Origin of the sequence: Leclercia sp. AS011, assembly GCF_037152535.1 — a bacterium.
GTDB lineage: Bacteria > Pseudomonadota > Gammaproteobacteria > Enterobacterales > Enterobacteriaceae > Enterobacter.
Genome location: NZ_JBBCMA010000001.1, coordinates 2548563 through 2574037, shown reverse-complemented (window position 1 = coordinate 2574037; position 25475 = coordinate 2548563). Strand labels below are relative to the sequence as shown.

General features: G+C 60.1%; 26 protein-coding genes. 15 read left to right on the top strand and 11 right to left on the bottom strand.

From position 1 onward, the window contains the following. Positions 1-11 precede the first annotated feature (11 nt). Complete coding sequence (locus WFO70_RS12210) at positions 12-1049, top strand: fimbrial protein (protein WP_337016437.1); 1038 nt, start codon at positions 12-14, stop codon at positions 1047-1049. Between the two features lie 318 nt (positions 1050-1367). On the opposite strand, the gene WFO70_RS12205 is transcribed toward WFO70_RS12210, so the two are convergent. The 3 genes from WFO70_RS12205 to WFO70_RS12195 form a co-directional block, all read right to left on the bottom strand. Further along, a complete protein-coding gene (locus WFO70_RS12205; protein WP_337016435.1) occupies positions 1368-1544 on the bottom strand; it encodes a hypothetical protein in 177 nt (58 codons plus the stop codon). Positions 1545-1634: 90 nt separating this feature from the next. Continuing rightward, on the bottom strand, positions 1635-1967 hold the full coding sequence (locus WFO70_RS12200) for a DUF1294 domain-containing protein (protein ID WP_337016433.1): 333 nt from the start codon (positions 1965-1967) through the stop codon (positions 1635-1637). Between the two features lie 71 nt (positions 1968-2038). Further along, positions 2039-2494, bottom strand: coding sequence for a GNAT family N-acetyltransferase (locus WFO70_RS12195; RefSeq protein ID WP_337016662.1), 456 nt, complete (start codon positions 2492-2494; stop codon positions 2039-2041). Positions 2495-2602: 108 nt separating this feature from the next. On the opposite strand from WFO70_RS12195, the gene WFO70_RS12190 reads away from it, so the two are divergent. Then, positions 2603-2854, top strand: coding sequence for a toxin (locus WFO70_RS12190; RefSeq protein WP_337016430.1), 252 nt, complete (start codon positions 2603-2605; stop codon positions 2852-2854). After that, positions 2851-3168: a helix-turn-helix domain-containing protein gene (locus WFO70_RS12185; protein ID WP_337016428.1), complete on the top strand. Its 318-nt coding sequence runs from the start codon at positions 2851-2853 to the stop codon at positions 3166-3168. The genes WFO70_RS12190 and WFO70_RS12185 overlap by 4 nt, the downstream gene beginning before the upstream one ends. A gap of 49 nt (positions 3169-3217) precedes the next feature. Here WFO70_RS12185 and WFO70_RS12180 read toward each other — a convergent pair whose 3' ends face one another. After that, entirely contained in the window at positions 3218-5002 is a 1785-nt protein-coding gene (locus tag WFO70_RS12180; protein WP_337016426.1) for a diguanylate cyclase, read from the bottom strand. Positions 5003-5016: 14 nt separating this feature from the next. Further along, positions 5017-6126, bottom strand: coding sequence for an AI-2E family transporter (locus WFO70_RS12175; RefSeq protein WP_337016424.1), 1110 nt, complete (start codon positions 6124-6126; stop codon positions 5017-5019). Between the two features lie 412 nt (positions 6127-6538). Between WFO70_RS12175 and mmuP the strand changes: the two genes are divergently transcribed. Then, positions 6539-7936: an S-methylmethionine permease gene (mmuP, locus tag WFO70_RS12170; protein ID WP_337016422.1), complete on the top strand. Its 1398-nt coding sequence runs from the start codon at positions 6539-6541 to the stop codon at positions 7934-7936. Further along, complete coding sequence (mmuM, locus tag WFO70_RS12165; protein ID WP_337016420.1) at positions 7923-8855, top strand: homocysteine S-methyltransferase; 933 nt, start codon at positions 7923-7925, stop codon at positions 8853-8855. Before mmuP ends, mmuM begins: the two co-directional genes overlap by 14 nt. Before the next feature lie 114 nt (positions 8856-8969). Here mmuM and fbpC read toward each other — a convergent pair whose 3' ends face one another. From fbpC to WFO70_RS12135, 6 genes are all read right to left on the bottom strand, one after another. Continuing rightward, complete coding sequence (gene fbpC, locus WFO70_RS12160; RefSeq protein WP_337016418.1) at positions 8970-10016, bottom strand: ferric ABC transporter ATP-binding protein; 1047 nt, start codon at positions 10014-10016, stop codon at positions 8970-8972. Positions 10017-10020: 4 nt separating this feature from the next. Next, positions 10021-12099, bottom strand: a complete 2079-nt coding sequence (locus WFO70_RS12155) for an ABC transporter permease (RefSeq protein WP_337016416.1) — start codon at positions 12097-12099, stop codon at positions 10021-10023. Positions 12100-12173: 74 nt separating this feature from the next. Then, on the bottom strand, positions 12174-13205 hold the full coding sequence (locus tag WFO70_RS12150) for an ABC transporter substrate-binding protein (protein ID WP_032616757.1): 1032 nt from the start codon (positions 13203-13205) through the stop codon (positions 12174-12176). 13 nt (positions 13206-13218) lie between these two features. Beyond that, complete coding sequence (uhpC, locus tag WFO70_RS12145) at positions 13219-14520, bottom strand: MFS transporter family glucose-6-phosphate receptor UhpC (protein ID WP_337016414.1); 1302 nt, start codon at positions 14518-14520, stop codon at positions 13219-13221. 85 nt (positions 14521-14605) lie between these two features. Then, positions 14606-16147: an MASE1 domain-containing sensor histidine kinase gene (locus tag WFO70_RS12140; RefSeq protein WP_337016412.1), complete on the bottom strand. Its 1542-nt coding sequence runs from the start codon at positions 16145-16147 to the stop codon at positions 14606-14608. Then, a complete protein-coding gene (locus tag WFO70_RS12135) occupies positions 16147-16776 on the bottom strand; it encodes a response regulator transcription factor (RefSeq protein WP_337016410.1) in 630 nt (209 codons plus the stop codon). Before WFO70_RS12135 ends, WFO70_RS12140 begins: the two co-directional genes overlap by 1 nt. A gap of 391 nt (positions 16777-17167) precedes the next feature. Here WFO70_RS12135 and WFO70_RS12130 point away from each other — a divergent pair, with 391 nt between their 5' ends. The 10 genes from WFO70_RS12130 (at position 17168) to tauA (ending at position 25475) form a co-directional block, all read left to right on the top strand. Beyond that, on the top strand, positions 17168-18565 hold the full coding sequence (locus WFO70_RS12130; protein ID WP_337016408.1) for a cytochrome-c peroxidase: 1398 nt from the start codon (positions 17168-17170) through the stop codon (positions 18563-18565). A gap of 11 nt (positions 18566-18576) precedes the next feature. Then, on the top strand, positions 18577-19185 hold the full coding sequence (ccmA, locus tag WFO70_RS12125) for a cytochrome c biogenesis heme-transporting ATPase CcmA (RefSeq protein WP_337016406.1): 609 nt from the start codon (positions 18577-18579) through the stop codon (positions 19183-19185). Further along, complete coding sequence (ccmB, locus tag WFO70_RS12120; RefSeq protein WP_337016404.1) at positions 19176-19835, top strand: heme exporter protein CcmB; 660 nt, start codon at positions 19176-19178, stop codon at positions 19833-19835. The genes ccmA and ccmB overlap by 10 nt, the downstream gene beginning before the upstream one ends. Positions 19836-19854: 19 nt before the next feature. Next, the gene (locus WFO70_RS12115) at positions 19855-20592 is read left to right on the top strand and encodes a heme ABC transporter permease (protein WP_337016402.1); all 738 of its coding nucleotides are present in this window, start codon (positions 19855-19857) and stop codon (positions 20590-20592) included. Next, a complete protein-coding gene (ccmD, locus tag WFO70_RS12110; RefSeq protein WP_337016400.1) occupies positions 20589-20780 on the top strand; it encodes a heme exporter protein CcmD in 192 nt (63 codons plus the stop codon). The genes WFO70_RS12115 and ccmD overlap by 4 nt, the downstream gene beginning before the upstream one ends. Then, positions 20764-21231 carry a cytochrome c maturation protein CcmE gene (ccmE, locus tag WFO70_RS12105; RefSeq protein ID WP_337016398.1) on the top strand — a complete coding sequence of 156 codons (468 nt, stop codon included), beginning with the start codon at positions 20764-20766 and terminating at the stop codon, positions 21229-21231. The genes ccmD and ccmE overlap by 17 nt, the downstream gene beginning before the upstream one ends. Beyond that, positions 21228-23111, top strand: a complete 1884-nt coding sequence (locus WFO70_RS12100; protein ID WP_337016395.1) for a heme lyase CcmF/NrfE family subunit — start codon at positions 21228-21230, stop codon at positions 23109-23111. Before ccmE ends, WFO70_RS12100 begins: the two co-directional genes overlap by 4 nt. Continuing rightward, entirely contained in the window at positions 23108-23665 is a 558-nt protein-coding gene (locus WFO70_RS12095; RefSeq protein ID WP_337016393.1) for a DsbE family thiol:disulfide interchange protein, read from the top strand. The genes WFO70_RS12100 and WFO70_RS12095 overlap by 4 nt, the downstream gene beginning before the upstream one ends. Continuing rightward, entirely contained in the window at positions 23662-24381 is a 720-nt protein-coding gene (locus WFO70_RS12090) for a cytochrome c-type biogenesis protein (RefSeq protein ID WP_337016391.1), read from the top strand. The genes WFO70_RS12095 and WFO70_RS12090 overlap by 4 nt, the downstream gene beginning before the upstream one ends. Before the next feature lie 131 nt (positions 24382-24512). After that, positions 24513-25475: a taurine ABC transporter substrate-binding protein gene (gene tauA, locus WFO70_RS12085; protein WP_337016388.1), complete on the top strand. Its 963-nt coding sequence runs from the start codon at positions 24513-24515 to the stop codon at positions 25473-25475.

Below are 25475 nucleotides of genomic sequence, written 5' to 3'. Positions count from 1 at the left end.
GGGATAACACTATGAAAACCGCAGGACGATATTTTTTATGGCTTACCTTGTTGGGTCTCACGCTATTTTCTTCAATGGCGCAGGCACTCACCTGCAAAGCATCAAACTCCGTAAGCGAAACAGTGGCTATTAACAGCATATTAAAGGCATCGATTGGTGACTTAGGCAGTAACAGAAAGATATGGGTGTCATCACCGATTACGGCCACCTTTGAATGCACCGATACTAACGGTTATCCGCAGGGTGAAAGCGCCTATTTATGGCTGGATCCGAATAATATGATGAGAAATGTCCATAATTCACTGGAAGTCGGGATCACTTATAACAATATCGATTACAAACTTGTCAAAGACGCCAAAATTGAAATTGGTCCGGGTACCATCGGTCGTCCAGACGGTAAAGGTGGCTATCTTACCCCGGCCACGCCTCAAACCTTTACGCTATCTTACCAGGTGTATATTAAAACCACAGGATTACCTGCGGCAGCGGATGGCAAAGTGATGGGCAACGTCAAACTCTCCCTTTTCCAGGTCGATGGAGTGGGTGGCCTACGTGGTATCACTGATGGGGATGACGGTAATTTTAATCTGTACATTACAGGGCTGGATAATATTACCTTTCTTTCCTGTACGCCCACCATCAAGCTGATGCCGGAAGAGATTGATTTTGGCTCAATTAATCGCCGTCGGGCTTACCCGGGTCGTATTGAAAAGATCCAACCTTTTACTGTACAGGTGGACCTGACCCAGGAATCCGGTGCGGGGGGAAAAAACTGCACCAATGAGACACTGTTGATGACGTTAAGCTCCAGCAATTTGGTCAAAGATAACGAAATAATCATGCCTGCAGCTAACAGCGGATTTGGCTTTATTATTTCTGAGCAAGACAATCTACAGTCCCGTATTCCACTTAACACGCCGCAGACATTTGGCGTGATTAACAGTGAGCAACTGACAAAGAACTACTATGCCGGGTTTATCTGGACGGCAACGACTGCTCTGGTGGGTACTTACAGCGCGGCGGCAACGGTGACGATCACGTTTAAATAGAATACAGCGACAGCTTCGCCAGATGAGCGTTGGCTTGCACCTCTACCGAACGCCCGTCGATCAGCACAAGGTTGCCAGTCGATACGGTTTTTAAGGGGATAAGTAAGGAAAAAAGTACAACTGTATCGTCTGTTTTTTAAACGTTAAGCATAGTCGGCGATGCGGGCGGGATAATTGCGCAAGCGCAGAAGGCTGGCAGAGCGCGCATCTCGGATTTATTAAAATTTTTTATTTTCAAAACACCTTTTTAATTTGCTTTTTGAGTCGTCATATCCACACCAATTAAGTTGATTAGGATGATTCTCAAGGATGAGCCGTTCAAATACTCTCTTTATCGACGGACATAAAGCTCACGTGACCTACGATCCCGTGATTGATATGTTTCGTGGCGTATTTCTGCATACCAAAAGTGAAGCCCGCTTTATGGCGAGCGATATAAAAGAACTGAAGATCGCTGCCCGGGATGCGCTGGATAGCTATCTGAACACCTGCCATATCACCGGGGTAAAACCGTTCCACCAGCGATCGCTGATGACGCTAAAATATAGTTGTACTATACAACCATGTTTCACAAATGGCTGCCAATTAAGGCCAAAAGTGCCATACCGCCAGTAACACCGCGACGTTCAGAATCACGCTGATCATAAAGTACGTTTTAAACGGCTGTTTCTGGGTTTTATGACGAAACAGCTGCTGGCCAATAATCGCCCCCGGCCAGCCACCCACAAATCCACAGATCAGCAACGTGGCTTCAGGCACCCGGCGCCAGGCTTTACGGGCCGCCATTTTATCCGCGCCATAAATAACGAACGTCAGCACGCTGGCGAGCACAAACCACATCGCTAACGGGTGTGGCAGCAGGGCGCTGCCCGCAGCGGCGAGAGCCAGAAGAAAATAACAGAGGTAATTAAGGTTCATAGGGCAGCAAGGGTCTGAGCGAAAACAGGGGAGTGCAATGATACGTGATTCTGGTGGGAGAGTAATCCGAGCTAATCTGTTAACCGTTTTGCCAGGCACATTGCCTCTTCGCGCCCGATGTAGGGGCCATAGTTGGCTATCGGTGTATAGCCATGCTTCAGATAAAACTGTACGGCGCGGGTGTTAACTTTTCGCGTCGCCAGCCACAGCTCGCGATAGCCCAGCCCCAGCGCTGCCTTTTCAAGCCAGGCGAGCAGAGCAGCCCCCGTTCCCGGATAGGTGCGGGTAGAGAACATCCGTTTGAGTTCGGCGGTGGTATCCGAGAGGGGCCGTAACGCGCCACAGCCCACGGGCTGGCGGTTTTCATCTTTCGCGACGGCCCACACGGCCCGCGCGCCTGAGACATCCTGTGGATTAAAGTGACTTTTGCCGCTGTCACCGGTAATCGCGGCCAGCTCGGCGGAGAGTTGCTCTATTAGAGCCTGCGAGTCGACGGAGGCCGGGCTGGATTTTTCGATGGTTATCATATGCATGATGTCATTATAGAAGAGCGCGGTATCCTGTGCTCACAGGAAAAACTTCTGAATACAAATATACCCAACCTGGGTATATAATGACTCAGGGAACAGGATAAGGTGACGCAATGGAAGCGATTTTTATTGAATTACCCGCGTTTGAACGATACCGCGCCGAGTACCTTTCCGATGACGGTCGACGAGCGCAGAGGGAAGGGTAAGCGCGGGGGAATTCGCATTATTTATTACTGGTGGAAAACAGAGTCAGAATTTTATTTATTCACTTTGTATGACAAAGACCAGGCAAGCGATTTGACGAAAGAGCAGCGCCAGACTTTGAGGCACGCTTTAGAGCGTATCAAGGGGGAATGATGAGCAGAGATATTTTTTCAGAACTGATGGAAGGTATGGATGCCTTACAGGAGCATAAGGAAGGCAAACGGACGCTTCGTACGCACCACGTTGCCATTCGTAAGGAAACGACTTTAACCCCTGAGGAAATCAAAGAGATCCGTCGTGATTTGAATTTATCCCAGGCGCTGTTTGCGAGATATCTGCATACCGCAACCAGGACCTATCAGAACTGGGAACAAGGCCTGGCAAAACCTAATCGACAGGCGGCGTTACTGATTCGTATTGTACAAAAAAGCCCTCAGGCATTGTCACTTCTGGCAGCAATGAACTGATCTCCTTTACGTCAGCCTGGCCGGAACAGGCTGACGCTGGGCTGGCTCATCACCCCGTCTCCAGCCCCCCAAAACTGACAATCCTTGAGCGCCCCAGCTCCTTGGCCCGGTACAGCGCCACGTCGGCAGCGCGCAGCAGGCTGTCGCTCTGGGCGTGCTGTGGATAGCTGGCAATGCCGATCGATACATCCACCGTGCCAATCTCCACCAACTCATAACGCAGCGCCAGGCTGTGGACGCGGGTATGGATATCGGAGGCGCAGGCAAAGGCCGCCGCCTCGTCCGCCCCCGGAAGCAGCACCATAAACTCCTCCCCGCCATAGCGGAACGCCATCCCTTTATCACCTACCGCACGCTGCACCACCGTTGCCACGCTTTTGATCACCAGATCGCCTGCATCATGGCCGAACTTGTCGTTAATGGCTTTGAAGTGGTCGATATCAATCATCAGACAGCTTACCGGCTGACCGGTGTGCTGCGCCTGGCTCATCTGGGTGCGCAGGGCATCCTCCAGATGATGACGGTTGCGCAGATTGGTCAGGGGATCGAACAGCGCTTTCTCCAGCAGGGCATCGCGCAGGCGCTGGTTGGCCAGCGCCAGGCCGAGGGCCTCGGCCATCAGCTCCAGATAGGCGCGGGACGGGGCCATCGCCGGAGTGACGTTCTGGAATGAGAGCAGGCCGATGGTCTCGCCCTGGGCAATCAGAGGGACGCAGAGCGCATGGCTGGCGCAGGACGCAGGCAGGTGATAGCAGACGATATCCGGCTCGCCGGTCACCGGCGGATGGCTCTGCCCGCGGCGTACCGCCCAGCACTGGTCCGGGTGGAAGGGATCGGACTCATCCTGTGGGTCGAGCCATTCGGCGGCGCAGTGCATCTCCCACGGATCGCGTTCAAGAAGATACAACCGCCCGGGAATACCCGGCGCAATGCCTGGCGCGAACAGCCGCGCCACGTTCAGCACATCTTCGACCGACTCGCAGCCCTGCAGCCGCTGGGTCATGCGCGCCAGCAACTCGCGGATCGCCCAGTCGGCATCACGCTCCTTTTCCAGCCGCTGCCGCACCAGGCCGTTTTCACGGAAGATGCGGATCGCCTGCGCCATATCGCCAATCTCATCGATCTGGCGGTAGTCGGGGGCTTCCACCGCATAATCCTGGGAGGCCAGCCGGTTGACCACGTCGCTCAGGCGTACCACCGGGCGTAGCACCCGGCGTTTGAGGATAAAACCGAGGACAAACAGGAACATCAGCGCGGTCAGGCCGACCATTACTTCCGAGAGGGTACGCAGCCCGCGGGATTTTACCGTGGCATCGTCAATCGCCGCGTCGGTACGCCGGTCCAGCATCTGACGGAAATGGTCGAGCTGATTCTGGACCTGCTCCAGCTCGTTCTCATATCGCTCGTTATACATCAGCGCGATGGCCTGGGACTGCTCCCCGCGCTCCACGCTGGCGATGGCGCTCTGTTGCTCATCCATCAGGGCATCGGCTACCTGTAAACCTTCGTGCAGCAGGGCCAGCTCCTCATCACCGGCCCCCGCGTCTTTCAGCTTTTGCAGGCGATGCTCGATCCTGACCATGCTTTCCGCTTTCTGGCGATATTTGTCCGCCACCGCCGGGTCCTGTTTAACGACATACAACCGTGCCAGGTCGGAGAGCGCCCAGGCGTCGGTCTCCACCTCTTCAGTGAGCTGATCGAAGACGTAGCGCTGCTCAACGGCCTGCCGCTCGACGTTTTCGGCGCTGGAGGCCATCAGCATGGCCACGCCGGAAGCGATGGTCAGACAGACCGTGGCACCGTATGCCCAGTTAGTAATAGTGGCGATACGCACGGCTTATTCCTTCTTCATAAATCAGGTGAATTCTTCCCTTCTTCGATGATCGCGTCATCAATCTCTTCAGCATTACCGGCATGATCGCGACCCGAGAGCAGGTTCCAGCAGGCGATAAACAGGGCGGCGATTAGCGGACCAATCACGAAGCCATTGATGCCGTAGATCTCCATCCCGCCGAGGGTGGTGATAAGGATGAGGTAGTCAGGCATTTTGGTGTCTTTACCCACCAGCAGCGGACGCAGGAGGTTATCCACCAGCCCGACCACCAGCACAAAGAACCCAACGATAAACAGGCCCTGCCACAGTTGATGGGTGGCGAAGAGGAAAATAGCCGCCGGTACCCAGATGATTGCCGAGCCAACCGCCGGGATCAGCGACAGGAACGCCATCAGCGCGCCCCACAAGATGCTGCCGTTGATACCGACAAACCAGAAGGCAAGTCCACCCAGAAAACCCTGCACCAGCGCGACCACGGCCGTGCCCTTCACCGTCGCTCTGGCGACCCCGGCGAACTTGGCAAACAGGTGCTGTTTGGCGAAATCCGACAGCGGCATGCTGTCGAGGATCTGGCGCACCAGCCAGGGGCCATCTTTCAGCAGGAAGAACAGCAGATAGACCATCACGCCAAAGCTGATGGCGAAGCCAAAGGTGCCTTTACCGATCAGGAAGGCACTGCCGGCAAGGTATTGCCCGCCTCTTAACGCGGCGTCAGAGAGCTTTTTCTGGATCTCTGCAGCGGTATCCAGATCGTGCTCGATCAACAGCGCACGCAGCCAGCCGGGCAGATGGGCAAACAGGCTCGCCACCACGGTGGAAAACTGGGTGTCGTTCTGCTGCAGGCGCGTGTAAACGATATTCAGTTCAAAGGCTAACGAGGAGAAGATCACCATCAACGGAATGAAGACGATCAGGCAGATCAGCAGCACGCTCAGCAGCGACGCCAGCCCGTTGCGATCTCCCATTTTAATTCGCAGCGTGTTTTTGACCGGGTAGAAAATCACCGCCAGGATCGCGGCCCACAGGATCGCCGAGAAGTAGGGCGACAAGACATCAAAAAACGCCCAGGTGACAAGCAGGAGTATGAGAATGAAAAACCCTTTGGTCAGTCCGTTAAATCGCATTAGTTCATCCTTTTTTAAATAATCACTACGACTATAGAGTGTTTTGCGTAATTTAACATATTGCGGTTTGCTGCCGGGTGGCGGCTGCGCCTTACCTGGCCTGGGTGGATTAGTAGGCCCGGGCAAGCGAAGTGCCACCGGGCAACAGGCCGCCAGTTTAGCCCCTGAAAACCAGATACCACTTTCGCCTGACCGACGGGAGGACCGGCGCGGTACATGCTCTAATTACCGGCTTGCAGGAGGTGTCCTATGGCATGGCGACCCTATCTTTACGTCATTTACACGGTTAGGCCCCGGCTGAGCACCCGTCGCGCGCGTCTTCGTCTGGTGCATGGCTAGCATTTTGTTAACAATCGCGGTATAAAATCACCTTCTTTTGGATGTTTAGATGTCCATACGTATAGAAGGTGATATGCAAACACAACAAAACGGGCAGCTACAGCGCACCATGAAGACCCGCCACCTGATCATGCTCTCCCTCGGCGGCGTGATCGGCACCGGGCTGTTTTTTAATACGGGATACATAATTTCAACCACCGGGGCGGCGGGGACGCTGCTGGCCTATCTGATTGGCGCGCTGGTGGTCTGGCTGGTGATGCAGTGCCTCGGCGAACTCTCCGTGGCGATGCCGGAGACCGGTGCCTTTCACGTTTACGCCGCGCGCTATCTCGGCCCGGCGACCGGCTACACCGTGGCGTGGCTCTACTGGCTCACCTGGACGGTGGCGCTGGGATCGAGCTTTACCGCCGCCGGATTCTGCATGCAGTACTGGTTCCCGCAGGTGCCGGTCTGGGTCTGGTGCGTGGTCTTCTGCGCGGTCATTTTTGCTCTCAACGTTATCTCAACCCGCTTCTTTGCCGAAGGGGAGTTCTGGTTCTCGCTGGTGAAGGTCATCACCATTATTGCCTTTATTATTCTCGGCGGGGCGGCGATCTTCGGCTTTATCCCGATGCAGGACGGATCGCCCGCGCCGGGGCTGAGCAACATCACCGCTGAAGGCTGGTTCCCGCACGGCGGTCTGCCGATCCTGATGACCATGGTGGCGGTTAACTTTGCCTTCTCCGGCACCGAGCTGATCGGCATTGCGGCGGGGGAAACCGAAAATCCGCACAAGGTCATCCCTGTCGCCATTCGCACTACTATTGCCCGGCTGATTATCTTCTTTATCGGCACCGTCTTCGTGCTGGCAGCGCTGATCCCGATGCAGCAGGCCGGGGTGGAAAAAAGCCCGTTCGTGCTGGTGTTTGAGAAGGTCGGCATTCCCTATGCGGCGGATATCGTTAACTTTGTCATCCTGACAGCGATCCTCTCGGCGGCCAACTCCGGGCTGTACGCCTCCGGGCGCATGTTGTGGTCGCTGTCGAACGAGAAAACCCTGCCGCGCTGCTTTGCCCGGGTGAACAAAAACGGCGTGCCGCTCACCGCTCTGTCAGTGTCGATGCTCGGCGGCGTGCTGGCGCTCTTCTCCAGCGTGATTGCCCCGGATACGGTGTTTGTGGCGCTGTCGGCCATCTCCGGTTTTGCGGTAGTGGCGGTGTGGATCAGCATCTGCGCCTCGCACTTTGTCTTCCGCCGCCGCCATCTGCAGGCCGGTAAACCGCTCGGGGATCTGCACTACCGCGCCCCCTGGTATCCGCTGGTGCCGGTGCTGGGCTTTGTCCTGTGCCTGGTGGCCTGCGTCGGCCTGGCCTTTGACCCGAGCCAGCGCATTGCCCTTTACTGTGGGCTGCCGTTTGTGGCGCTGTGCTATGGCGCGCACTACCTTACTCAACATCTGAAAACGCAGGAGCCTGAACATGTCGCAGAATAATCCGCTTACCGCCCTCCTTGAAACCCGGCCTTTTGTGGTGCTGGACGGGGCGATGGCAACGGAACTGGAAGCGCGCGGCTGTAACCTGGCCGACAGCCTGTGGTCGGCCAAAGTGTTAGTGGAAAACCCGGCGCTGATCCGCGACGTGCACCTCGACTACTTCCGCGCCGGGGCGCAGGTGGCGATTACCGCCAGCTATCAGGCCACGCCGGACGGGTTTGCCGCCCGCGGGCTGGACGAGGCGCAATCCCGGGCGCTGATCGGTAAAAGCGTGGAGCTGGCGCGCAAGGCGCGGGAGGCGTATCTGGCGGAAAATCCGCAGGCCGGTACGCTGCTGGTCGCCGGTTCGGTCGGGCCCTATGGCGCCTATCTGGCCGACGGGTCGGAATACCGCGGCGACTACGTGCGCAGTACGGAGGTGTTTCAGGGGTTTCACCGCCCGCGGGTAGAAGCGCTGCTGGACGCTGGCGCCGACCTGCTGGCCTGCGAAACCCTGCCGTCCTTTGCTGAAATAAAAGCTCTGGCGGAGCTGCTAACGGCCTGGCCGCGCGCCCGCGCGTGGTTCTCTTTCACCCTGCGCGACAGCGAGCACCTGAGCGACGGCACCCCGCTGCGCGAGGTGGTTTCCGTGCTGGCGAATTACCCGCAAATTGTCGCTCTGGGCATTAACTGTATTGCGCTGGAGAACACTACCGCCGCGCTACAGCATCTGCAAAGCCTGACCGCGCTGCCGCTGGTGGTCTACCCGAACTCGGGCGAGCATTACGACGCGGTGAGCAAAACCTGGCATCACCACGGCGAGGCCTGCGCGACGCTGGCGGGCTATCTTCCGCAGTGGTTAGCGGCAGGTGCGAAGCTGATCGGCGGGTGCTGCCGGACAACGCCGAAGGATATAGCGGAATTGACCGCACAGCGCTGAGTTTTTGCCGGGTGGCGCTACGCTTACCCGGCCTACGAACGACGGCTTTCCCTCTCCCACAGGGAGAGGGCGCAAACACTAAAAACGGCAACAGAGTTGCCGTTTTGCTTTTACCTAGGCCACCTCAGCCAACACAAACATCCCGTACGGGTGGATCTCCAGGTAATACGTCTCCCCGACGTCCGGCTGAAGTCTTGTCGCATTCACCTGCAACAAAATCTCCTGCCCGTGCCACTCCACGATCACCTCGTACTGCGGCCCCATATAAGCGACATGGCAGATCACGCAGCGCTGGCTCTCCTCACCGTGCTGGCTCAGGGTGATCGCCTCCGGGCGCACGCCGACCGTGCCATCGCCCTGGGCGGCAAAGTGCAGCGGGCGCGGCAGACGGTAGCCGTGGATCTCGACAAAATCCTGGCTGAAGCGCGCCGGGAACAGGTTGGCATCCCCCATAAAGCTCGCCATAAAGCGTGAGGCCGGCTGGCGGTAGAGATCCTGCGGCGAGCCAATCTGCATAATGTTGCCCTTGTTCATCACCAGCACGGTATCGGAGACGGCAAAGGCCTCGCTCTGATCGTGGGTCACGTACAGCGACGTAATGTTGAACTGCTTTTGCAGCTCGCGGATCTTGTCGCGCATGCTGCGGCGCAGGTTGGCGTCGAGGTTACTTAGCGGCTCATCGAACAGCAGCACTTTGGGTTTGAGGATCAGGGCGCGGGCCAGGGCTACGCGCTGCTGCTGACCGCCGGAGATCTGATCCACATAGCGATCGTCGAAGCCCTCCAGATCCACCATCGCCAGCGCCTCTTTGACGCGGGTTTTGATCTCGGCGCGCGGCACCCCGAGCATCTTCAGGCCGTAGCCGACGTTCTCCCCCAGCGACATGTGCGGGAACAGGGCGTAGGACTGGAACACCATGCAGATATCACGCTGCTGAATGGAGCTGTGGGTCACGTCCTCACCGTCGATAAAGATCTGCCCGCTGGTGGGCTTTTCCAGCCCGGCCACCAGACGCAGCACCGTAGTTTTACCGCAGCCGGACGGGCCGAGCAGCGTTACCATCTGCCCCTGCGGGATCGCGAGGTTGATGTTTTCAATCACCGTGTTCGCGCCAAAGCGCTTGGTCACGTTACGCAGTTCAACGAAATGTTTCTGAGTCATAGTGTTACGCCTGGTTTTTGGCTTTTGAACGGGAGATACGCGCCTCGCCGATCAGCCAGTCAAAGAGGAAAATGATCGCCAGCATGACCACAATCAGGATCGAGCCGTAGGCAATCGCCACGCCGTATTCGCCGTCTTCCACGCGGTTCAGAATGTAGGCCGTTGCCACGCGGGTGTCCGGCGTGACGAGGAACACAATGGCGCTGACGGTGGTAATGGCGCGCACAAAGCTGTAGATCAGCGCCGACAGAATGGCCGGGCGCAGCAGCGGCAGCAGGATATGGGTGATCGTCCGCAGCGACCCGGCGCGCAGGCTCAGCGAGGCCTCATCCAGCGACTTGTCGATCTGGCCTAAACCTGCGATCCCGGCGCGAATGCCCACCGGCACGTTACGCATCACCATCGAGATAATGACGATGGCGGCAGTGCCCGTGAGGTACACCGGGGCGCTGTTAAAGGCCAGAATGTAGGAGACCCCTGCCACGGTGCCCGGTACGGCGAAGCACAGCATGGTGGTGAACTCGATGGTCTTTTTGCCCCGGAACTGCTGGCGCACCACCACCCAGGCAATCAGCAGACCGAAGGCAGCGGTGATCGGTGCGGCAATCCCGGCGTAGAGCAGGGTATCGAGCAGCGAAGGCCACGCGCCGTCGCTCATCCCCTGGCCGAACAGCTTGATAAAGTTATCCAGCGTCAGGGTGTAATCCACGCCCCAGTTGACGGTAAAGCTGCCGTAGAAAATGCTGCCGTAGAGCAGGGCGTTAAAGGCGATCCACAGGGTAAGCAGGGCGATCACGCTCCACACCAGGGTCACCGGCAGGGGCTGCACGTCGCCGCGATAGGACTTGCCGGACACGGTGACGTAGGAGCGCTTGCCGATCCACATGTACTGGATGCAGAACACCAGCAGCGAGAACAGCAGCAGGAAGGCCCCGAGGGTACTCGCCGCCTGATAATCGAGCTGCGAGCCGGTAATGTAGAAGTAGATCTGCGTGGCCAGCACGTCGAAGTTCCCGCCCAGCACCAGCGGGTTACTGAAGTCGGCCAATGACTGGACGATGACAATCAAAAAGGCGTTCGCCAGCGCCGGTTTCAGCAGCGGCACGAAGACGCCGTTAAAGGTCTGCCAGCGGCTGGCGCGCAGGGTGTACGAGGCCTCCTCCAGCGACGGGTGAATGGTCTTGATCGCCCCGTCGAGGATCATAAAGGCCATCGGGGTGAAGGCCAGCACCTGCGCCAGCCAGATGCCGGTGAAGCCGTACAGCCAGTTAGTGTTGGTCAGCCCAAACCAGTCCACCATCAGTTCGGTGACGTACCCGGAGCGGCCCATCATCAGCGTCACGCCCAGGCCCACCACGAACGGCGGGGTCACGATAGGCAGGATCGAGAAGATGCGCCCAATGATGGCGCTGCGTTTAGCGATGCGGGTGGTGTAGATCGCCAGCACCAGGCCGAAGAAGGTGCAGCCGATCCCCACCGCAATCGACAGCAGGATCGAGTTGATGATCACCTGAATGATGTGCGACTGGGACAGCACATTCATAAACGCCAGCGGGGCGAACTCGCCCGCGTCGTTGGTGAACATCGGAATAAAGATGGCGATGCTCGGCCAGACGATAAAGATGCCAATCAGCGCCACGATGGCGATCAGCGAGCCAATCACAAAGCGGTCGCCGCCCAGCCACTCGAGGCGGGTCAGGGCCAGGGTCATGATCGCCCCCAGGGCGACAAACAACACGATGGTGGCGTAGCCTAAACCGCGGCCTTCAATCGTGGCGCTGATGACGATAAACGCCATACACAGCAGCGCCCAGCCCGCGTCGAGGTAGTGGCGGCTGCGCTGTTCACGCTTCGCCTCGCTGAACGGGCGTACCAGCAGCAGGGTGGGGAGCAGGTACCACAGCCAGCTGATGTTGAAGTGCGACCAGCTGTAGGCCGCGAGGATCTCGTCGCCGGTGGATTCCAGCAGGCCATAATCCAGGCTCCAGCTCGGCAGCAGGGCAAAGGCCAGCCAGCCAACGAAAACCCAAAGGAAGACCGCATCCCGTTTTTTCACGGGATGAAGAGCGAGTGTCTGTGACATAGCAATTCCGGGTGTTGAGGAAATTGTAGGCCGGGTAAGCGTAGCGCCACCCGGCAATTACCGCGGTAGTGAGCTTATTTACCCATCTTCACGTCGCTGACCCACTTGTTGATCAACGCTTTGCGCACGTCCGTTGAGCCGTACTTATCCATGTCGTAGCTGATCAGCTTCAGGTCATCCAGCTTCAGCGAGTTCGGGGAGGTTTCGGCGGTGGTGTTGGTCAGGATCTGATAGGACTTGCCCTGCTTCCACGCCAGCTCCTGGGCCTCTTTCGACAGCACCCAGTCCACGAACAGCTTCGCGTTCTCTTCGTTACGCGCGCCCTTCAGGATGCTGACACCGCCGATTTCATACCCGGTGCCTTCGCACGGGGAGATTAGCTCCAGCGGAGCCCCTTGCTCTTTCTCCAGCGAGTAGTCGTGCAGGAAGCCGATGCCGATGGCGGTTTCACCGCGGGCGGCGTTACGCGCCGGGGCAATGCCGGATTTGGTGTACTGGGAGACGTTGCCGTTCAGCTGCTTCAGGTAGTCGAAGGCCTGATCTTCCCCCCACAGCTGGACGAAGGTTGCCAGCGCGGTATAGGCGGTGCCGGAGCTTTGCGGATCGGCAATCTGGATCTCGCCTTTGTATTCCGGTTTGGTCAGATCTTTCCAGCACTGTGGCACCGGCAGGTTCTTCTCTTTCAGGCGCTGGGTGTTAACGCCGAAGCCCAGAATGCCCACGTAGACCGCCGAGGAGAGGTTGCCTTTCACCTTGGCCGGATCGCGGAATTTCTCCATGATCTGTTCCAGGTTTTTCGATTTGTACGGCTGGAGCAGCCCCATCTCACCGGCCTGGGACTGCGGATCCAGGGTGCCGCCGTACCAGACGTCGGCCTGCGGGTTTTTCTTCTCAGCGTCGACTTTTGCCAGCGTGCTGCCAGAGCCGTTGCGGATAAACGAGGTTTTGACGTCGTACTTATCGCCAAACGCTTTGGTTTCGGCTTCGCACATTTCGTTGGTGGCGCTGCAATACACCACCAGACGGCCTTTGGCCTGTGCGGCACCGGTTAAGGTCGCCAGCGCGATCCCGGAAGCAATGAGGGTAGAGAGAAGCGTTGTTTTCATTATTCAGCCCTTGTTATGACGTTATGTGACTGCGAGAAGCGGTGATGCCCGCCATCAGCAGGGGCATCAGGAGTAAACCCATCAGCACCGCGGCAATCGAGAGCAAACTGAACATCCCCGACCAGCCGTAGCGTTCAATAACCAGTGACAGCGGCCACCCGGCCAGCGCCGCCCCCAGATAGGCAAACACGCCGAGAAAACCGGTAATTGAGCCCGCTGCCTGCTTGTGCCCGCACTCCACGGCGGCAAGGCCAATGAGCATCTGCGGACCAAAGACAAAAAATCCCACCGTAAAAAAGCACATCGCCAGCAGGGCGTAGTGGTGAACCGGGGCCAGCCACAGGGCGGCGACCGACACCATCAGCCCCAGCGTGAACAGCAAAATCATCGGTGCCCGCTGGCCGCTGAACAGCAGATCCGAGCCCCATCCGGCGAACAGCGCCCCGAGCAGGCCGCCGACTTCAAACAGCATCACCGTGGCGTTGGCGCTCAGCAGGTTGACCCCGTGGCTCTCCGCCAGCCAGATGTTGCCCCAGTCGTTCAGGGCGATGCGGATCAGGTAGACCAGCACATAGGACGCCCCGAGCAGCCAGATCATCGGGTTCTGCAACATGGTGGTGCGTAACATCTGCCACAGCCCCATCGGCGGGCTCTGCTGTTGCTGGCGCAACTCCAGCGGATCGTTGCGCCACTCCCCGACCGGCGGGAGACCCTCTTCCTGCGGTGTGCCCCGCAGTTGTGTGGTCAGCCACAGGCCGAGCACGATACTTATAATCCCCGGTGTCAGCATCGCTGCCTGCCAGCCCCAGCGATGGGCGGCGAAGGCACAGATCAGCGGGATAATGGCCCCGCCGATATTGATAGAGGTGTTCCAGCATCCCCACCAGAAGCCGCGCTCGTTGCGCGAATACCAGTGGGTGAGCAGTCTGGCGCAGGGCGGCCATCCCCATCCCTGAAAGAAGCCGTTCAGCGTCCAGATAAACAGCAGCAGCGGCAGAGAGTCGCCGAAGGCGAACAGCACGTTCAGCACGCCCGTCGCCATCAGGCCGATGCCCATAAACGCCCGCTGGCCTTTACTGTCATGCCACAGCCCGGCGGCGAATTTCGACAGGCCGTAGCTCAGGTAAAACAGCGAGCCGATCAGGCCGATATCGCTCTTGCTCAGCCCCAGATCCATCTGCAATGCAGGCAGAACGTAGTTGAGGCTTTTGCGCGTCAGGTAGAACGCCGCATAGCCGATCACCATGCAGATCAGCAGTCGCGGGCGCAGCGCCCGATAGCGTTGAGTAACCTGTTCTGCGGACAGTGCGGGCATGGCGTTCTCCATTTGCAATGACTGTATGAAAGCGCGACGAAAAAGGGATGAGAGAAAGTCTGGCGTGACTAAGACTTTTTCCTGGTTAGCGGTGTGTTTGTTGCAAAACTGTGGGCAGGTTAACAATTACCCGCGTGCCGCCCTGCGACTCAAGGGTCAACTCCCCGCCGAGGGCATGCACGCGCTCGCGCATCCCCTGAATACCAAAACCGGGGATCTGCTGCGGGCTGATGCCGCTGCCGTTATCCCGTACCTCCAGGCGCAGCTGGTTGTCGTGCTCACAGAGCAGGACGCTGACCTCGCTGGCATCGGCATGTTTGCTGACGTTATTCAGCAGCTCCTGCAGCAGGCGATAGAGGGTGAAGACCAGGGTTTCACTCTGGGGCGGGGTGGTCAGGCGGTAATCGAACCGGCACTGGATCCCGCGCTCGGCAAAGGCAAATTCATTGACCAGATGGTGCAGCGCCTCATTGAGGGACAGCTCATCCAGCACCGGCGGGCGCAACTGGCGCAGCAGCTGGCGGGTGGAGTGGTGGATGCGCCGCGCCAGCTCGTTGATCTGCCCGGCGGCCTCCAGCGCCTGCGGGGTATCGCCCGCCCGTTTCACCAGCTGGGACTGGATCTGAATGGCGGTAATGTTCTGACCAATCTCGTCGTGCAGCTCCCGGGCGAGGTGCTTGCGGGTGTCCTCTTCGGTGTGGATCAGCTTTTCCGCCAGCGCCCGCCGGGCCTGGAGCTCCGCCTCCAGCCGACGGCGGTAGTGATCGAGGTTCATCGCCAGATGCTGCTGGCGGCTGATGGCGATCCCCAGCCCAATCCCCAGCAGCGACTGGGTGGCGAGGAAGATCTCCAGCTCCAGCAGATCGCTGAACCCCACCCCAACCTGACGGGCGATGGTGATCATCATGCTGCCCAGCAGCCCGGAGAGCACGCCGCCCTGCCAGCCAAACTTCCACGCCATCACCACGTTGGGCAGGAACACCACGATCAGCAGCAGCCGCTCCAGCGCCGGGGAGAGCACCATCTGGGTGCCGATGCCGATGATAAAAAACAGGCTGCACCAGATGATCAGCGAGGTGCGCAGGGGCGGGTTGCTGGTGTCCAGCCCCAGCAGGTGATAGCGGTGCTGCTGGCGTAAAAACTCAAACACCAGGTAGACGAACGGGGTCAGCAGCACCCCGCCGGTAAAGGAGGCCAGCGCCAGCAGCGTGGCCGGGCTGGCGAGAAAGGGAGCCAGGATCAGGGTCTGGAGCAGGGCGTTCAGGGTCACCGCGGCGATCAGTAATGACAGGCGCTGCCAGTAGAGCGGGAAGCGGTGCCAGTAGCGTTGCGCCAGCCAGGCACAGACGGTGCCCACCAGCGGCACCACCAGCATCAGGTAATGGGTCAGGAGCTGTTCCGCGTGCAGCCAGAGCATGGCGGCCAGCGGGGGGAGGATCAGCGCCGGCCAGAAGCGGCGCGAGAGCAGGATCAGCAGCGCCAGATACACGCCCTGTGGCAAAAACAGCGCCGCCTGCTGGCCGTTGCGGGTGAGGTAAAAGCTCAGCGTCCACAGCATCAGCCAGCCGGTGCCCCAGGCCAGCATAATAAACAGCGAGAGGATGACGTGCCGCAGGGAGCGTCGCATCAGTGGCCGGTCAGCAGTTGGTTATCAAGCGCGAAGTGCACCAGCTCGATGGTGCTGTGACACTGCAGTTTGCCCAGCACGTTGGCGCGGTGCACGTGGACGGTCTTGTGGCTGAGCTCGAGCTTAAAGGCGATCTCCTTGACGCTTTCGCCCTGAACCAGCAGCTCGAACACCTCTTTCTCGCGCGGGGTCAGCGCCGCCAGCGCCTGGGATACCGGCTCGCCGCCGCGCAGGGCTTTGACCGCATCGGCACAGAGATAATGACCGCCCATCCCGACCGAGCGCACGGCCTGGACTAACTCCTCCGGGCCGCAGCGTTTGGTGAGATAGCCGCTGGCTCCGGCGTCCAGCGCGCTCTGCACAAAGGCGGGGGTATCGTAGATGCTGAGAATAATCGCGCGAAACCCTGGCCGCTGCTGGCGCAGACGTTTCAGCAGGCTGAGACCGTTTTCGTCCGGCATGGCGACGTCGAGCACCGCCACGTCGATGGCATCGCGGCTGAGCGCGGGCCAGGCCTCGGCGGCGCTGCTGTACTGGCCTTCGACAACCAGATCCTCTTCCAGATTTAACAGCTGGGCGAACCCGGAACGCACCACCACGTGATCGTCCACCAGCACCACTTTGATCATCTCAGAGTCCTTTGCGGAATAATCCACCTATGATGCCTGCCAATGTGTGTCTGGCAATCATATGGCTGCGGTTATGTAACGAATGTAACAAAAATGCAATAAAGCACCTGCGGTCAGCCGTAGGCCCGTGCAAGCCTGGCGCCGCCGGGCATAAGCCACCCTGATTAACTCAAGCGGCAAATATTTTTAATATATATTTATAGCGGCCAAAATATTATTTAAATAAATAAGCGCAAGGTTATTAATCGTTAAATCCTATTCAAACAATAGAATTTGCCAATAATCAATTTTGATTGCTGTCAACAAACCCGTCCCGCGCCCTCTTATGATGGACAGGCTAAAAATATAAAACCAATTCTTATTCAGGATGCCCTTTTCCTAAGGATGGAAAATGAAGAAATTAACCCGTATTGCTGCTGTATGTGCTGCAGGCGCGGTGGTCTGTTATCTGGGATTGTCAGGCTACGTCTGGTATCACGATAAAGCGCGTATTCAGGAAAATGATGTTCAGCTCTCTGCCATAAAAGAGAATAATCAAATTCTGAGTATGTTTCGTGAAAAAGGGTGTGATTATTGCCATACCCCTTCCGCCGCTCTACCTTTTTATGCCTCATTTCCGGTGGCGAAACAGCTCATGGAATATGACACCCGCCTTGGCTATAAATCCTTTAATCTCGAAGCGGTGCGCAGCGCATTAATTAAAGACAGCGCCGTGTCGCAAAGCGATCTCAATAAAATCGAATGGGTGACGCAGCATCAGACCATGCCGCCGACGCGCTATGTCTCGCTGCACTGGGCCGGGAAAATGAACGACGACGAGCGGCTTTTGATCCTCAACTGGATCAAAAAGCAGCGCGAAAGCCATTATGCCAGCCTCGACATGGCCGCCGCCCATCGCAATGAGCCGGTGCAGCCGGTGCCGCGATCCTTATCGGTTGACGACAGCAAAGTCGCGCTTGGCTTCCGTCTCTATCACGACACCCGTCTCTCCGGGGACAGCACGCTCTCCTGCGCCAGCTGTCACTCCCTGAACGCGGGTGGGGTGGATGGCCGACAGACCTCCCTTGGCGTCAACGGCGCGGTGGGGCCGATCAACGCGCCAACGGTATTCAACGCCACCTTTAACCTCGAACAGTTCTGGGATGGTCGCGCCGCCGATCTGCAAAAACAGGCGGGGGGGCCACCGCTGAACCCGATTGAAATGGCCTCAAAATCCTGGGATGACATCATCGCGAAGCTGGATGCCGATCCGGCGCTGAAAGCCGCGTTTGAAGCGGTGTATCCCCAGGGCTTTAGCGGCGACACCATTACCGATGCGATTGCCGAGTATGAAAAAACCCTGATCACCCCTGATGCGCCCTTTGATAAGTGGCTGCGCGGGGATGAAAACGCCCTGACCGCCCAGCAAAAACGCGGCTACAGCCTGTTCAAGGAGAACAAATGCGCCACCTGCCACGGCGGGGTGATCCTCGGCGGGCGCTCGTTTGAACCGCTGGGGCTGAAAAAAGAGTATGACTTTGGCGAGGTGACTACGGCGGACATCGGGCGCATGAACGTCACCCACGAGGTGCGTGACCGCCTGCGTCAGAAAGTCCCGGGCCTGCGCAATGTCGCCCTGACCGCGCCGTACTTCCACCGCGGGGATGTGCCTTCCCTCGACGAGGCGGTCAAGCTGATGCTGCGCTATCAGGTGGGCACCAGCCTGCCGCAAAACAAGGTGGACGATATTGTCGCCTTCCTCAACGGCCTGACCGGGGTCTACACCCCGTGGCAGCCTGAACGCCGCTGATCGGATGCCGCATGCTTGACGCCCGAAATCTCTGCTGTGAACGGAACGACAGACCGCTGTTTAGCGGCCTGTCACTCGCCGTGCGGCCCGGCGACCTGGTGCAGGTGACCGGGGGCAACGGTGCGGGGAAAACCACGCTGCTGCGTCTGCTGGCCGGGCTGACGTCGCCGGAGAGCGGCGAGGTGCGCTGGCAGGGCGCGCCCCTCCCTGAGGTACGTGAGACCTTTCATTCGCAGCTGCTGTGGCTGGGGCACCAGCCGGGGATCAAAGCCCGTCTTTCGGCGCGGGAAAACTTAGGCTTTTACCACCCGGCGTGCCCCGATGAGGCGCTACGCCTGCTGGGGTTGCAGGGCGAGGAAGATCGCCCTGTTTACCAGCTCTCCGCCGGACAGCAGCGGCGCGTGGCCCTGGCGCGGCTGTGGTTAAGCCACGCCCCGCTGTGGATCCTTGATGAACCCTTTACGGCGATCGATGCCGCAGGCGTTGCGTTGCTGACCCGCCGTCTGGAGCAGCATGCCCGGGAGGGCGGGGCGGCGATCCTCACCAGTCACCAGCCGCTGGACGGGTTAACGCTGCCGCTGCGGCGGATCGCACTCAAGGAAGACGCGCCATGTTCCTGAAAATATGCCGGACGGAGCTGCGCGTGGCGTTCCGTCAGCGGGGCGAGCTGCTGAACCCGCTGTGGTTTTTTCTGATCGTTATTACGCTGTTTCCGCTCGGGATGGGGCCGGAGCCGCAGATGCTGGCGCGGATCGCCCCCGGCGTGGTGTGGGTAGCGGCGCTGCTGGCGTCGTTGCTGGCGCTGGAGCGCCTGTTCCGCGACGACCTGCAGGACGGCAGTCTCGAACAGCTGATGTTGCTCCCGGTAGCGCTGCCGCTGGCGGTGCTGGCGAAAATCCTCGCCCACTGGCTGGTTGCCGGCCTGCCGCTGCTTCTGCTTTCGCCTCTGGCGGCGCTGCTGCTGGGGATAGATTTCAACGGCTGGCAGGTGATGGCCGCGACCCTGCTGCCCGGCACCCTGACGCTGAGTTTTCTCGGGGCTCCCGCCGTGGCGCTCACCGTTGGGCTGCGGCGGGGCGGGGTGCTGCTGAGCCTGCTGTTGCTGCCCCTTGCCATCCCGCTGCTTATCTTTGCCACCGCGGCGATGGACGCCGCCGCGCTGCATCTGCCCGTGTCGGGCTATCTGGCGCTGCTCGGGGCGCTGCTGGCGGTCAGCGCTACCCTGAGTCCTTTTGTCACCGCCGCTGCGCTGAGGATCAGCCTGCATTAATCCATTGAGGGATCGCACAATGTGGAAAACGTTTCATCAACTCGCTCTGCCGCCCGGTCTGTACCGGCTGTGCAGTTATTGTCTCCCCTGGCTTGCCGCGGCCGGCGTGCTGCTGCTGGCGACGGGCCTCGGCTGGGGGCTGGCCTTTGCCCCGGCGGATTATCAGCAGGGCGACGGATATCGCATTATTTATCTTCATGTTCCGTCGGCGATGGGGTCGATGGGGATCTACGCCGCGATGGCGGGGGCCGCCTTTATCGGCCTCGTCTGGCAGCTGAAAATGGCAAACCTGGCGGTGGCAGCCATGGCGCCGGTGGGGGCGATATGTACCTTTATTGCGCTGGTCACCGGGGCCGCGTGGGGGAAACCGATGTGGGGCGCGTGGTGGGTGTGGGATGCCCGGCTCACCTCCGAACTGGTGCTGCTGTTTCTTTATATGGGGGCGATTGCGCTCTGGTCGGCGATTGACGATCGTCGGCAGGCCGGACGGGCGATGGGCATTCTGGTGCTGATTGGCGTGGTCAACCTGCCGATCATCCACTTCTCGGTCGAGTGGTGGAACACCCTGCATCAGGGCTCTACTCGCATGCAGCAAAGTATCGACCCGGCGATGCGCGCGCCGCTCCGCTGGTCGATAGCGGGTTTTCTGCTGATATGCGTCACCCTAACGTTAATGCGCCTGCGCACCCTGATTTTGCAGCAGGAGCGACGTCGCCCCTGGGTCAGCGAGACGCTCGCGCAGGGAGGTGGGCAATGAACAGCGCTTTTGCTTCATGGGCGGACTTTTTCACCATGGGCGGGTACGCCCTTTACGTCTGGCTGTCGGTGGCCTTTACCCTCGGCCCGCTGGCGCTTCTGGCGCTGGACAGCTGGCTGCAACACCGGCGGGTGCTACGCGAAATCACCCGGGAGCAGCGGAGGAAACACCATGAACCTGCGGCGTAAAAACCGTCTGCTGATCGCCGGGGCCGTGCTGGGCGGTATCAGCCTGGCCGCCGGTCTGGTGCTCTATGCCCTGAGCGCCAGCATCGACCTGTTCTACACCCCGGAGGAGATCCACTTCGGCAAGCGGGAGACCGGGCAGCGCCCGGTGCCGGGACAGCGGCTGCGGGTCGGAGGGATGGTGAAAGCGGGCAGCGTCAAGCGCTCACCGCAGTCGCTGACAATAGCCTTTAACCTGTATGACACCCGGAGCGAAATCAGGATTCACTACACCGGGATCCTGCCGGATCTGTTCCGCGAGGAGCAGGGCGTGGTGGTGCAGGGGGAACTGCTGCCGGGCAATGTGGTGCTGGCAAAAGAGGTGCTGGCGAAGCATGACGAAAACTACACCCCGCCGGAGGTGAACAGGGCGATACAGGACCACCATCACCGTGCCGGGCAGGAGGCGTTATGATCCCGGAACTGGGCAATATCCTGCTCTGTCTGGCGTTGACGGCGGCGGTGCTGATGGCGGTCTGGCCGCTTATCGGCGACAGCCGCATGACCGGGCTGGCGTGGCTGCTTTTTCTCAGTCTGACGGGGGCGCAGGGCACATTAATGTACGCTCTGGCGGTGAATGACTTCAGCGTGATCTACGTGGCGGCGAACGCCAGCACCCAACTGCCGGTGTGGTACCGCCTGGCCGCGGCATGGGGGGCGCACGAAGGCTCGCTGCTGCTGTGGGTCACGCTGATGGGCGGCTGGACGCTGGCCGTTGCCCTCGGCAGCCGCCGAATGCCGCGCGCCACCGTGACGCGCGTGCTGGCGGTGATGGGCGCGATCGGCGCGGGCTTTCTGTTATTTATTATCTTTACCTCTAACCCCTTCGCCCGCACGCTGGACTTTGCGCTGGAAGGGCGGGATCTCAACCCAATGTTGCAGGACCCGGGCCTGATCCTGCATCCCCCGCTGCTGTACATGGGGTATGTCGGTTTTTCAGTCTCGTTTGCTTTCGCCATCGCGGCGCTGATCGGGGGACGCTTTGAGCGCGACAGCGCCCGTTTTGCCCGTCCCTGGACCCTGGCGGCGTGGATCTTTCTCACTCTCGGGATGGTGCTCGGCTCGGCGTGGGCCTATTACGAGCTGGGCTGGGGCGGGTGGTGGTTCTGGGATCCAGTCGAGAATGCCTCGCTGATGCCCTGGCTGGTGGGCACCGCGCTGCTGCACTCCCTGCGGGCCACCGACGCGCGCGCCGGGTTTAAAGCCTGGTCGCTGCTGCTGTCGATCCTCGCCTTTTCCCTCTGTCTGCTCGGGACCTTTCTGGTGCGCTCCGGGGTGCTGGTGTCGGTACATGCCTTTGCCGCCGATCCGGCGCGGGGGCTGTTTATCCTCGCCTTTATCGCCCTGGTGACGGGCGGCGCGCTGCTGCTGTTCGCCCTGCGCGGGCATCGGGTGCGCTCCCGGGTCAACAATGCGCTCTGGTCGCGGGAGTCGCTGTTGCTGGGGAATAACGTATTGCTGATGGCCGCCATGCTGGTGGTGCTGCTCGGCACGCTGTTCCCGCTGGTGCATAAGCAGCTCGGGCTGGGGGCGATCTCCGTCGGCGAGCCGTTTTTTAATACCCTGTTTGTGGTGTTAATGGTGCCCTTTGCCCTGTTGATGGGGCTGGGGCCGCTGGTGCGCTGGGGCCGGGATCGTCCCGGCAGCCTGACGCGACTGCTGGCAGGGACCGCCGGGGCTACGCTGGGCGCGGCGCTGCTGGTGCCGTGGCTGTTGCAGGGCCGGGTGGTGTGGCTGGCGGCGCTGGGGGTGGCGATAGCCTTTCTGATTGCCTGCCTGACCCTGGCGACGGTGCAGCGCTGGCGGGCGGCGGGGATCCCTCTGGCGGCGCGTCAGTGGGGCATGGTGCTGGCCCACCTTGGCGTGGCGGTCACGGTGGTCGGGATCGCCTTCAGCCAGAATTACAGCCTCCAGCGGGATGTCAGAATGCAGGCCGGAGACGAGGTCCGGATCGCCGATTACCGTTTTACCTTCAACGGGGTAAAAGCCATCGTCGGCCCGAACTGGCGCGGGGTGGCGGGTTCTGTCGCCGTCTCCCGTGATGGCAAACCGGTCACTACCCTGCTGGCGGAAAAAAGGCAGTACGGCGAGCGGATGGTGATGACCGAGGCGGCGATCGATGGCGGCCTGACGCGGGATCTCTATGTCGCCCTCGGCGAAGAGCTGGACGACGGCGCCTGGGCGCTGCGTCTGTACATCAAGCCCTTTGTGCGCTGGATCTGGGCCGGTGGCCTGCTGATGGCCCTCGGCGGCGGGCTCTGTCTGGTTCGAAGCCGCTCCCGGGAGGCCGTATGATCCGCAAACTCTATCTTTTACCGCTGGCGCTGTTTCTGCTGGTGGCCATCGCGCTCTTCTGGCAGCTGGCGCGCAACGCGCAGGGAGAGGATCCCACCGCGCTGGAGTCGGTGCGGGTGGGGAGAGCGCTGCCCGCCTTCAGCCTGCCGACGCTGGCGGCACCGCAGCAGGCTGTAGACTCGACAACCCTGGCCCAAGGCGGTCCGCTGCTGCTCAACGTCTGGGCCACCTGGTGCCCGACCTGCCGCGCCGAGCATCAGTTCCTTAACCAGCTTGCCGGGCAGGGGGTGCGGATCGTCGGGCTGAACTATAAAGACGATCGGCAGCGGGCTAGAGACTGGCTGCGGGAGCTGGCCGATCCCTATGTCCTGAGTCTGTATGACGGGGAGGGAATGGCCGGGATGGAGCTGGGGGTGTACGGCGCGCCGGAGACCTTTTTGATTGATGGGCAGGGGAAGGTACGCTACCGCCACGTCGGCGCGCTGGATGCGCGGGTATGGCAGGAGAGGCTCCAGCCCCTGTGGTTACAGGCTGTCAGGGAGACGACGCCATGAGAATCATTCTGTTGATGCTGCTGCTGGCGCTTCCTGTGCTGGTCAGCGCCAGCAGCGAGGTGATGACCTTTCGCGATGCGGAGCAGGAGCAGGCCTGGCGCCAGCTGACGGCACAGCTGCGCTGCCCGAAATGCCAGAACAACAGCATCGCCGACTCCAGCGCGATGATTGCCGTCGACATGCGGCAGAAAGTCTACGACCTGCTGCAGGAGGGAAAAAGTCCGCAGCAGGTGGTGGATTACATGGTGGCGCGTTACGGTAACTTTGTGACCTACGATCCGCCATTCACCCCTTTCACCGCCCTGCTGTGGATCCTCCCCGGGGCCGTGGTGCTGGCCGGATGCGGGGCGATCTATATCCGCTCGCGCAGGCGGGCATCGCCCGCGCCGCAACCCCCGGAGCCAGAGGGGGCGGGCAGGCCGCTGAATATCTGGCGGCTCATCCCCGCTGCGGCGCTGGCGCTGGGGATCGGTTTCTACAGCTACTGGCAAACTGGCGGCTACCGGCAAGTGGCGCAGATGCGGGCCGCCGCCGCCGCCGCGCCTGGTCTGCTGGCGCGGCTGGAGAACCCGCGCGCCGAGCCGCTGGATCTCGTCGGGCTTCGCCAGCTGGAGTTGGGGCTGCGCGCGCGGCTGCTGCAGGGGGAGGGCGATCGTCAGCAGGCGAAGGTGCTGTCGCAGATCGCTGCCCTGCTGGCGGAAGAGGAGCCTCAGTAAGTCAGGTTTGGTATTTGCTTTGCCGAATTTTTTCTAAAAACGATTCGGCATTAACGATGCCTTTTAATTCCTTTATCAAAATTACGCCGCCGGAAATACTGCCCCCATAACAACAGAGGGGAGCAGACATTATGGCTATTTCATCGCGTATCACTTTACTCGGCGCGCTGGCGCTGTGGGCATTCCAGGCGCAGGCGGTGGATGTCACCGTCGCGTATCAAACTTCCGCTGAGCCCGCCAAAGTGGCGCAGGCGGATAAAACTTTCGAGAAAGCGAGCGGCGCGAAAGTCGACTGGCGTAAGTTCGACAGCGGGGCGAGCATCGTGCGGGCCCTGGCCTCCGGCGACGTGCAGATTGGCAACCTCGGCTCCAGCCCGCTGGCGGTCGCTGCCAGCCAACAGGTGCCCATCGAAGTTTTCCTGCTGGCTTCGCAGCTTGGCAATTCCGAAGCGCTGGTGGTGAAGAAAAACATCACTAAGCCCGAAGATCTGATCGGCAAACGCATCGCGGTGCCTTTTATCTCCACCACGCATTACAGCCTGCTCGCCGCCCTGAAACACTGGAACATCAAGCCGGGGCAGGTGGAAATCATCAACCTGCAGCCCCCGGCCATTATCGCCGCCTGGCAGCGTGGCGATATTGACGGAGCCTACGTCTGGTCCCCTGCGGTAAACGAGCTGGAAAAAGACGGCAGCGTGCTGACCGACTCCGCCCAGGTGGGCCAGTGGGGCGCGCCAACCCTCGACGTCTGGGTCGTGCGTAAAGACTTTGCCGAGAAGCACCCTGAGATTGTGAAAGCTTTCGCCAAAAGCGCCATCGATGCCCAGCAGCCCTATATTGCCAACCCGGATGCCTGGCTGAAACAGCCAGAGAATCTGGAGAAACTCGCCCGCCTGAGCGGCGTGCCGGAGGCCGACGTGCCGGGGCTGGTGAAAGGCAATACCTACCTGACCCCCGCCCAGCAACAGCAGCAGCTGTCAGGCCCGGTGAATAAAGCGATTATTGATACCGCTGGCTTCCTGAAAGAGCAGGGCAAAGTGCCCGCGGTGGCGGCGGATTACAGCCAGTACGTGACTGACCGCTTTGTGAAGTAA

What these genes read in the sequence shown, in the direction of transcription:
- ccmE (WP_337016398.1), top strand. Translation starts at nt 20,764, where the DNA reads ATGAACCTGCGGCGTAAAAACCGTCTGCTGATCGCCGGGGCCGTGCTG.
- WFO70_RS12195 (WP_337016662.1), bottom strand. Translation starts at nt 2,494, where the DNA reads ATGATAACCATCGAAAAATCCAGCCCGGCCTCCGTCGACTCGCAGGCT.
- WFO70_RS12090 (WP_337016391.1), top strand. Translation starts at nt 23,662, where the DNA reads ATGAGAATCATTCTGTTGATGCTGCTGCTGGCGCTTCCTGTGCTGGTC.
- WFO70_RS12185 (WP_337016428.1), top strand. Translation starts at nt 2,851, where the DNA reads ATGATGAGCAGAGATATTTTTTCAGAACTGATGGAAGGTATGGATGCC.
- WFO70_RS12100 (WP_337016395.1), top strand. Translation starts at nt 21,228, where the DNA reads ATGATCCCGGAACTGGGCAATATCCTGCTCTGTCTGGCGTTGACGGCG.
- WFO70_RS12115 (WP_337016402.1), top strand. Translation starts at nt 19,855, where the DNA reads ATGTGGAAAACGTTTCATCAACTCGCTCTGCCGCCCGGTCTGTACCGG.
- uhpC (WP_337016414.1), bottom strand. Translation starts at nt 14,520, where the DNA reads ATGCCCGCACTGTCCGCAGAACAGGTTACTCAACGCTATCGGGCGCTG.
- tauA (WP_337016388.1), top strand. Translation starts at nt 24,513, where the DNA reads ATGGCTATTTCATCGCGTATCACTTTACTCGGCGCGCTGGCGCTGTGG.
- WFO70_RS12130 (WP_337016408.1), top strand. Translation starts at nt 17,168, where the DNA reads ATGAAGAAATTAACCCGTATTGCTGCTGTATGTGCTGCAGGCGCGGTG.
- WFO70_RS12135 (WP_337016410.1), bottom strand. Translation starts at nt 16,776, where the DNA reads ATGATCAAAGTGGTGCTGGTGGACGATCACGTGGTGGTGCGTTCCGGG.
- mmuP (WP_337016422.1), top strand. Translation starts at nt 6,539, where the DNA reads ATGCAAACACAACAAAACGGGCAGCTACAGCGCACCATGAAGACCCGC.
- fbpC (WP_337016418.1), bottom strand. Translation starts at nt 10,016, where the DNA reads ATGACTCAGAAACATTTCGTTGAACTGCGTAACGTGACCAAGCGCTTT.
- ccmD (WP_337016400.1), top strand. Translation starts at nt 20,589, where the DNA reads ATGAACAGCGCTTTTGCTTCATGGGCGGACTTTTTCACCATGGGCGGG.
- WFO70_RS12175 (WP_337016424.1), bottom strand. Translation starts at nt 6,126, where the DNA reads ATGCGATTTAACGGACTGACCAAAGGGTTTTTCATTCTCATACTCCTG.
- WFO70_RS12210 (WP_337016437.1), top strand. Translation starts at nt 12, where the DNA reads ATGAAAACCGCAGGACGATATTTTTTATGGCTTACCTTGTTGGGTCTC.
- WFO70_RS12205 (WP_337016435.1), bottom strand. Translation starts at nt 1,544, where the DNA reads ATGGCAGGTGTTCAGATAGCTATCCAGCGCATCCCGGGCAGCGATCTT.
- WFO70_RS12155 (WP_337016416.1), bottom strand. Translation starts at nt 12,099, where the DNA reads ATGTCACAGACACTCGCTCTTCATCCCGTGAAAAAACGGGATGCGGTC.
- ccmB (WP_337016404.1), top strand. Translation starts at nt 19,176, where the DNA reads ATGTTCCTGAAAATATGCCGGACGGAGCTGCGCGTGGCGTTCCGTCAG.
- ccmA (WP_337016406.1), top strand. Translation starts at nt 18,577, where the DNA reads ATGCTTGACGCCCGAAATCTCTGCTGTGAACGGAACGACAGACCGCTG.
- mmuM (WP_337016420.1), top strand. Translation starts at nt 7,923, where the DNA reads ATGTCGCAGAATAATCCGCTTACCGCCCTCCTTGAAACCCGGCCTTTT.
- WFO70_RS12200 (WP_337016433.1), bottom strand. Translation starts at nt 1,967, where the DNA reads ATGAACCTTAATTACCTCTGTTATTTTCTTCTGGCTCTCGCCGCTGCG.
- WFO70_RS12150 (WP_032616757.1), bottom strand. Translation starts at nt 13,205, where the DNA reads ATGAAAACAACGCTTCTCTCTACCCTCATTGCTTCCGGGATCGCGCTG.
- WFO70_RS12140 (WP_337016412.1), bottom strand. Translation starts at nt 16,147, where the DNA reads ATGCGACGCTCCCTGCGGCACGTCATCCTCTCGCTGTTTATTATGCTG.
- WFO70_RS12095 (WP_337016393.1), top strand. Translation starts at nt 23,108, where the DNA reads ATGATCCGCAAACTCTATCTTTTACCGCTGGCGCTGTTTCTGCTGGTG.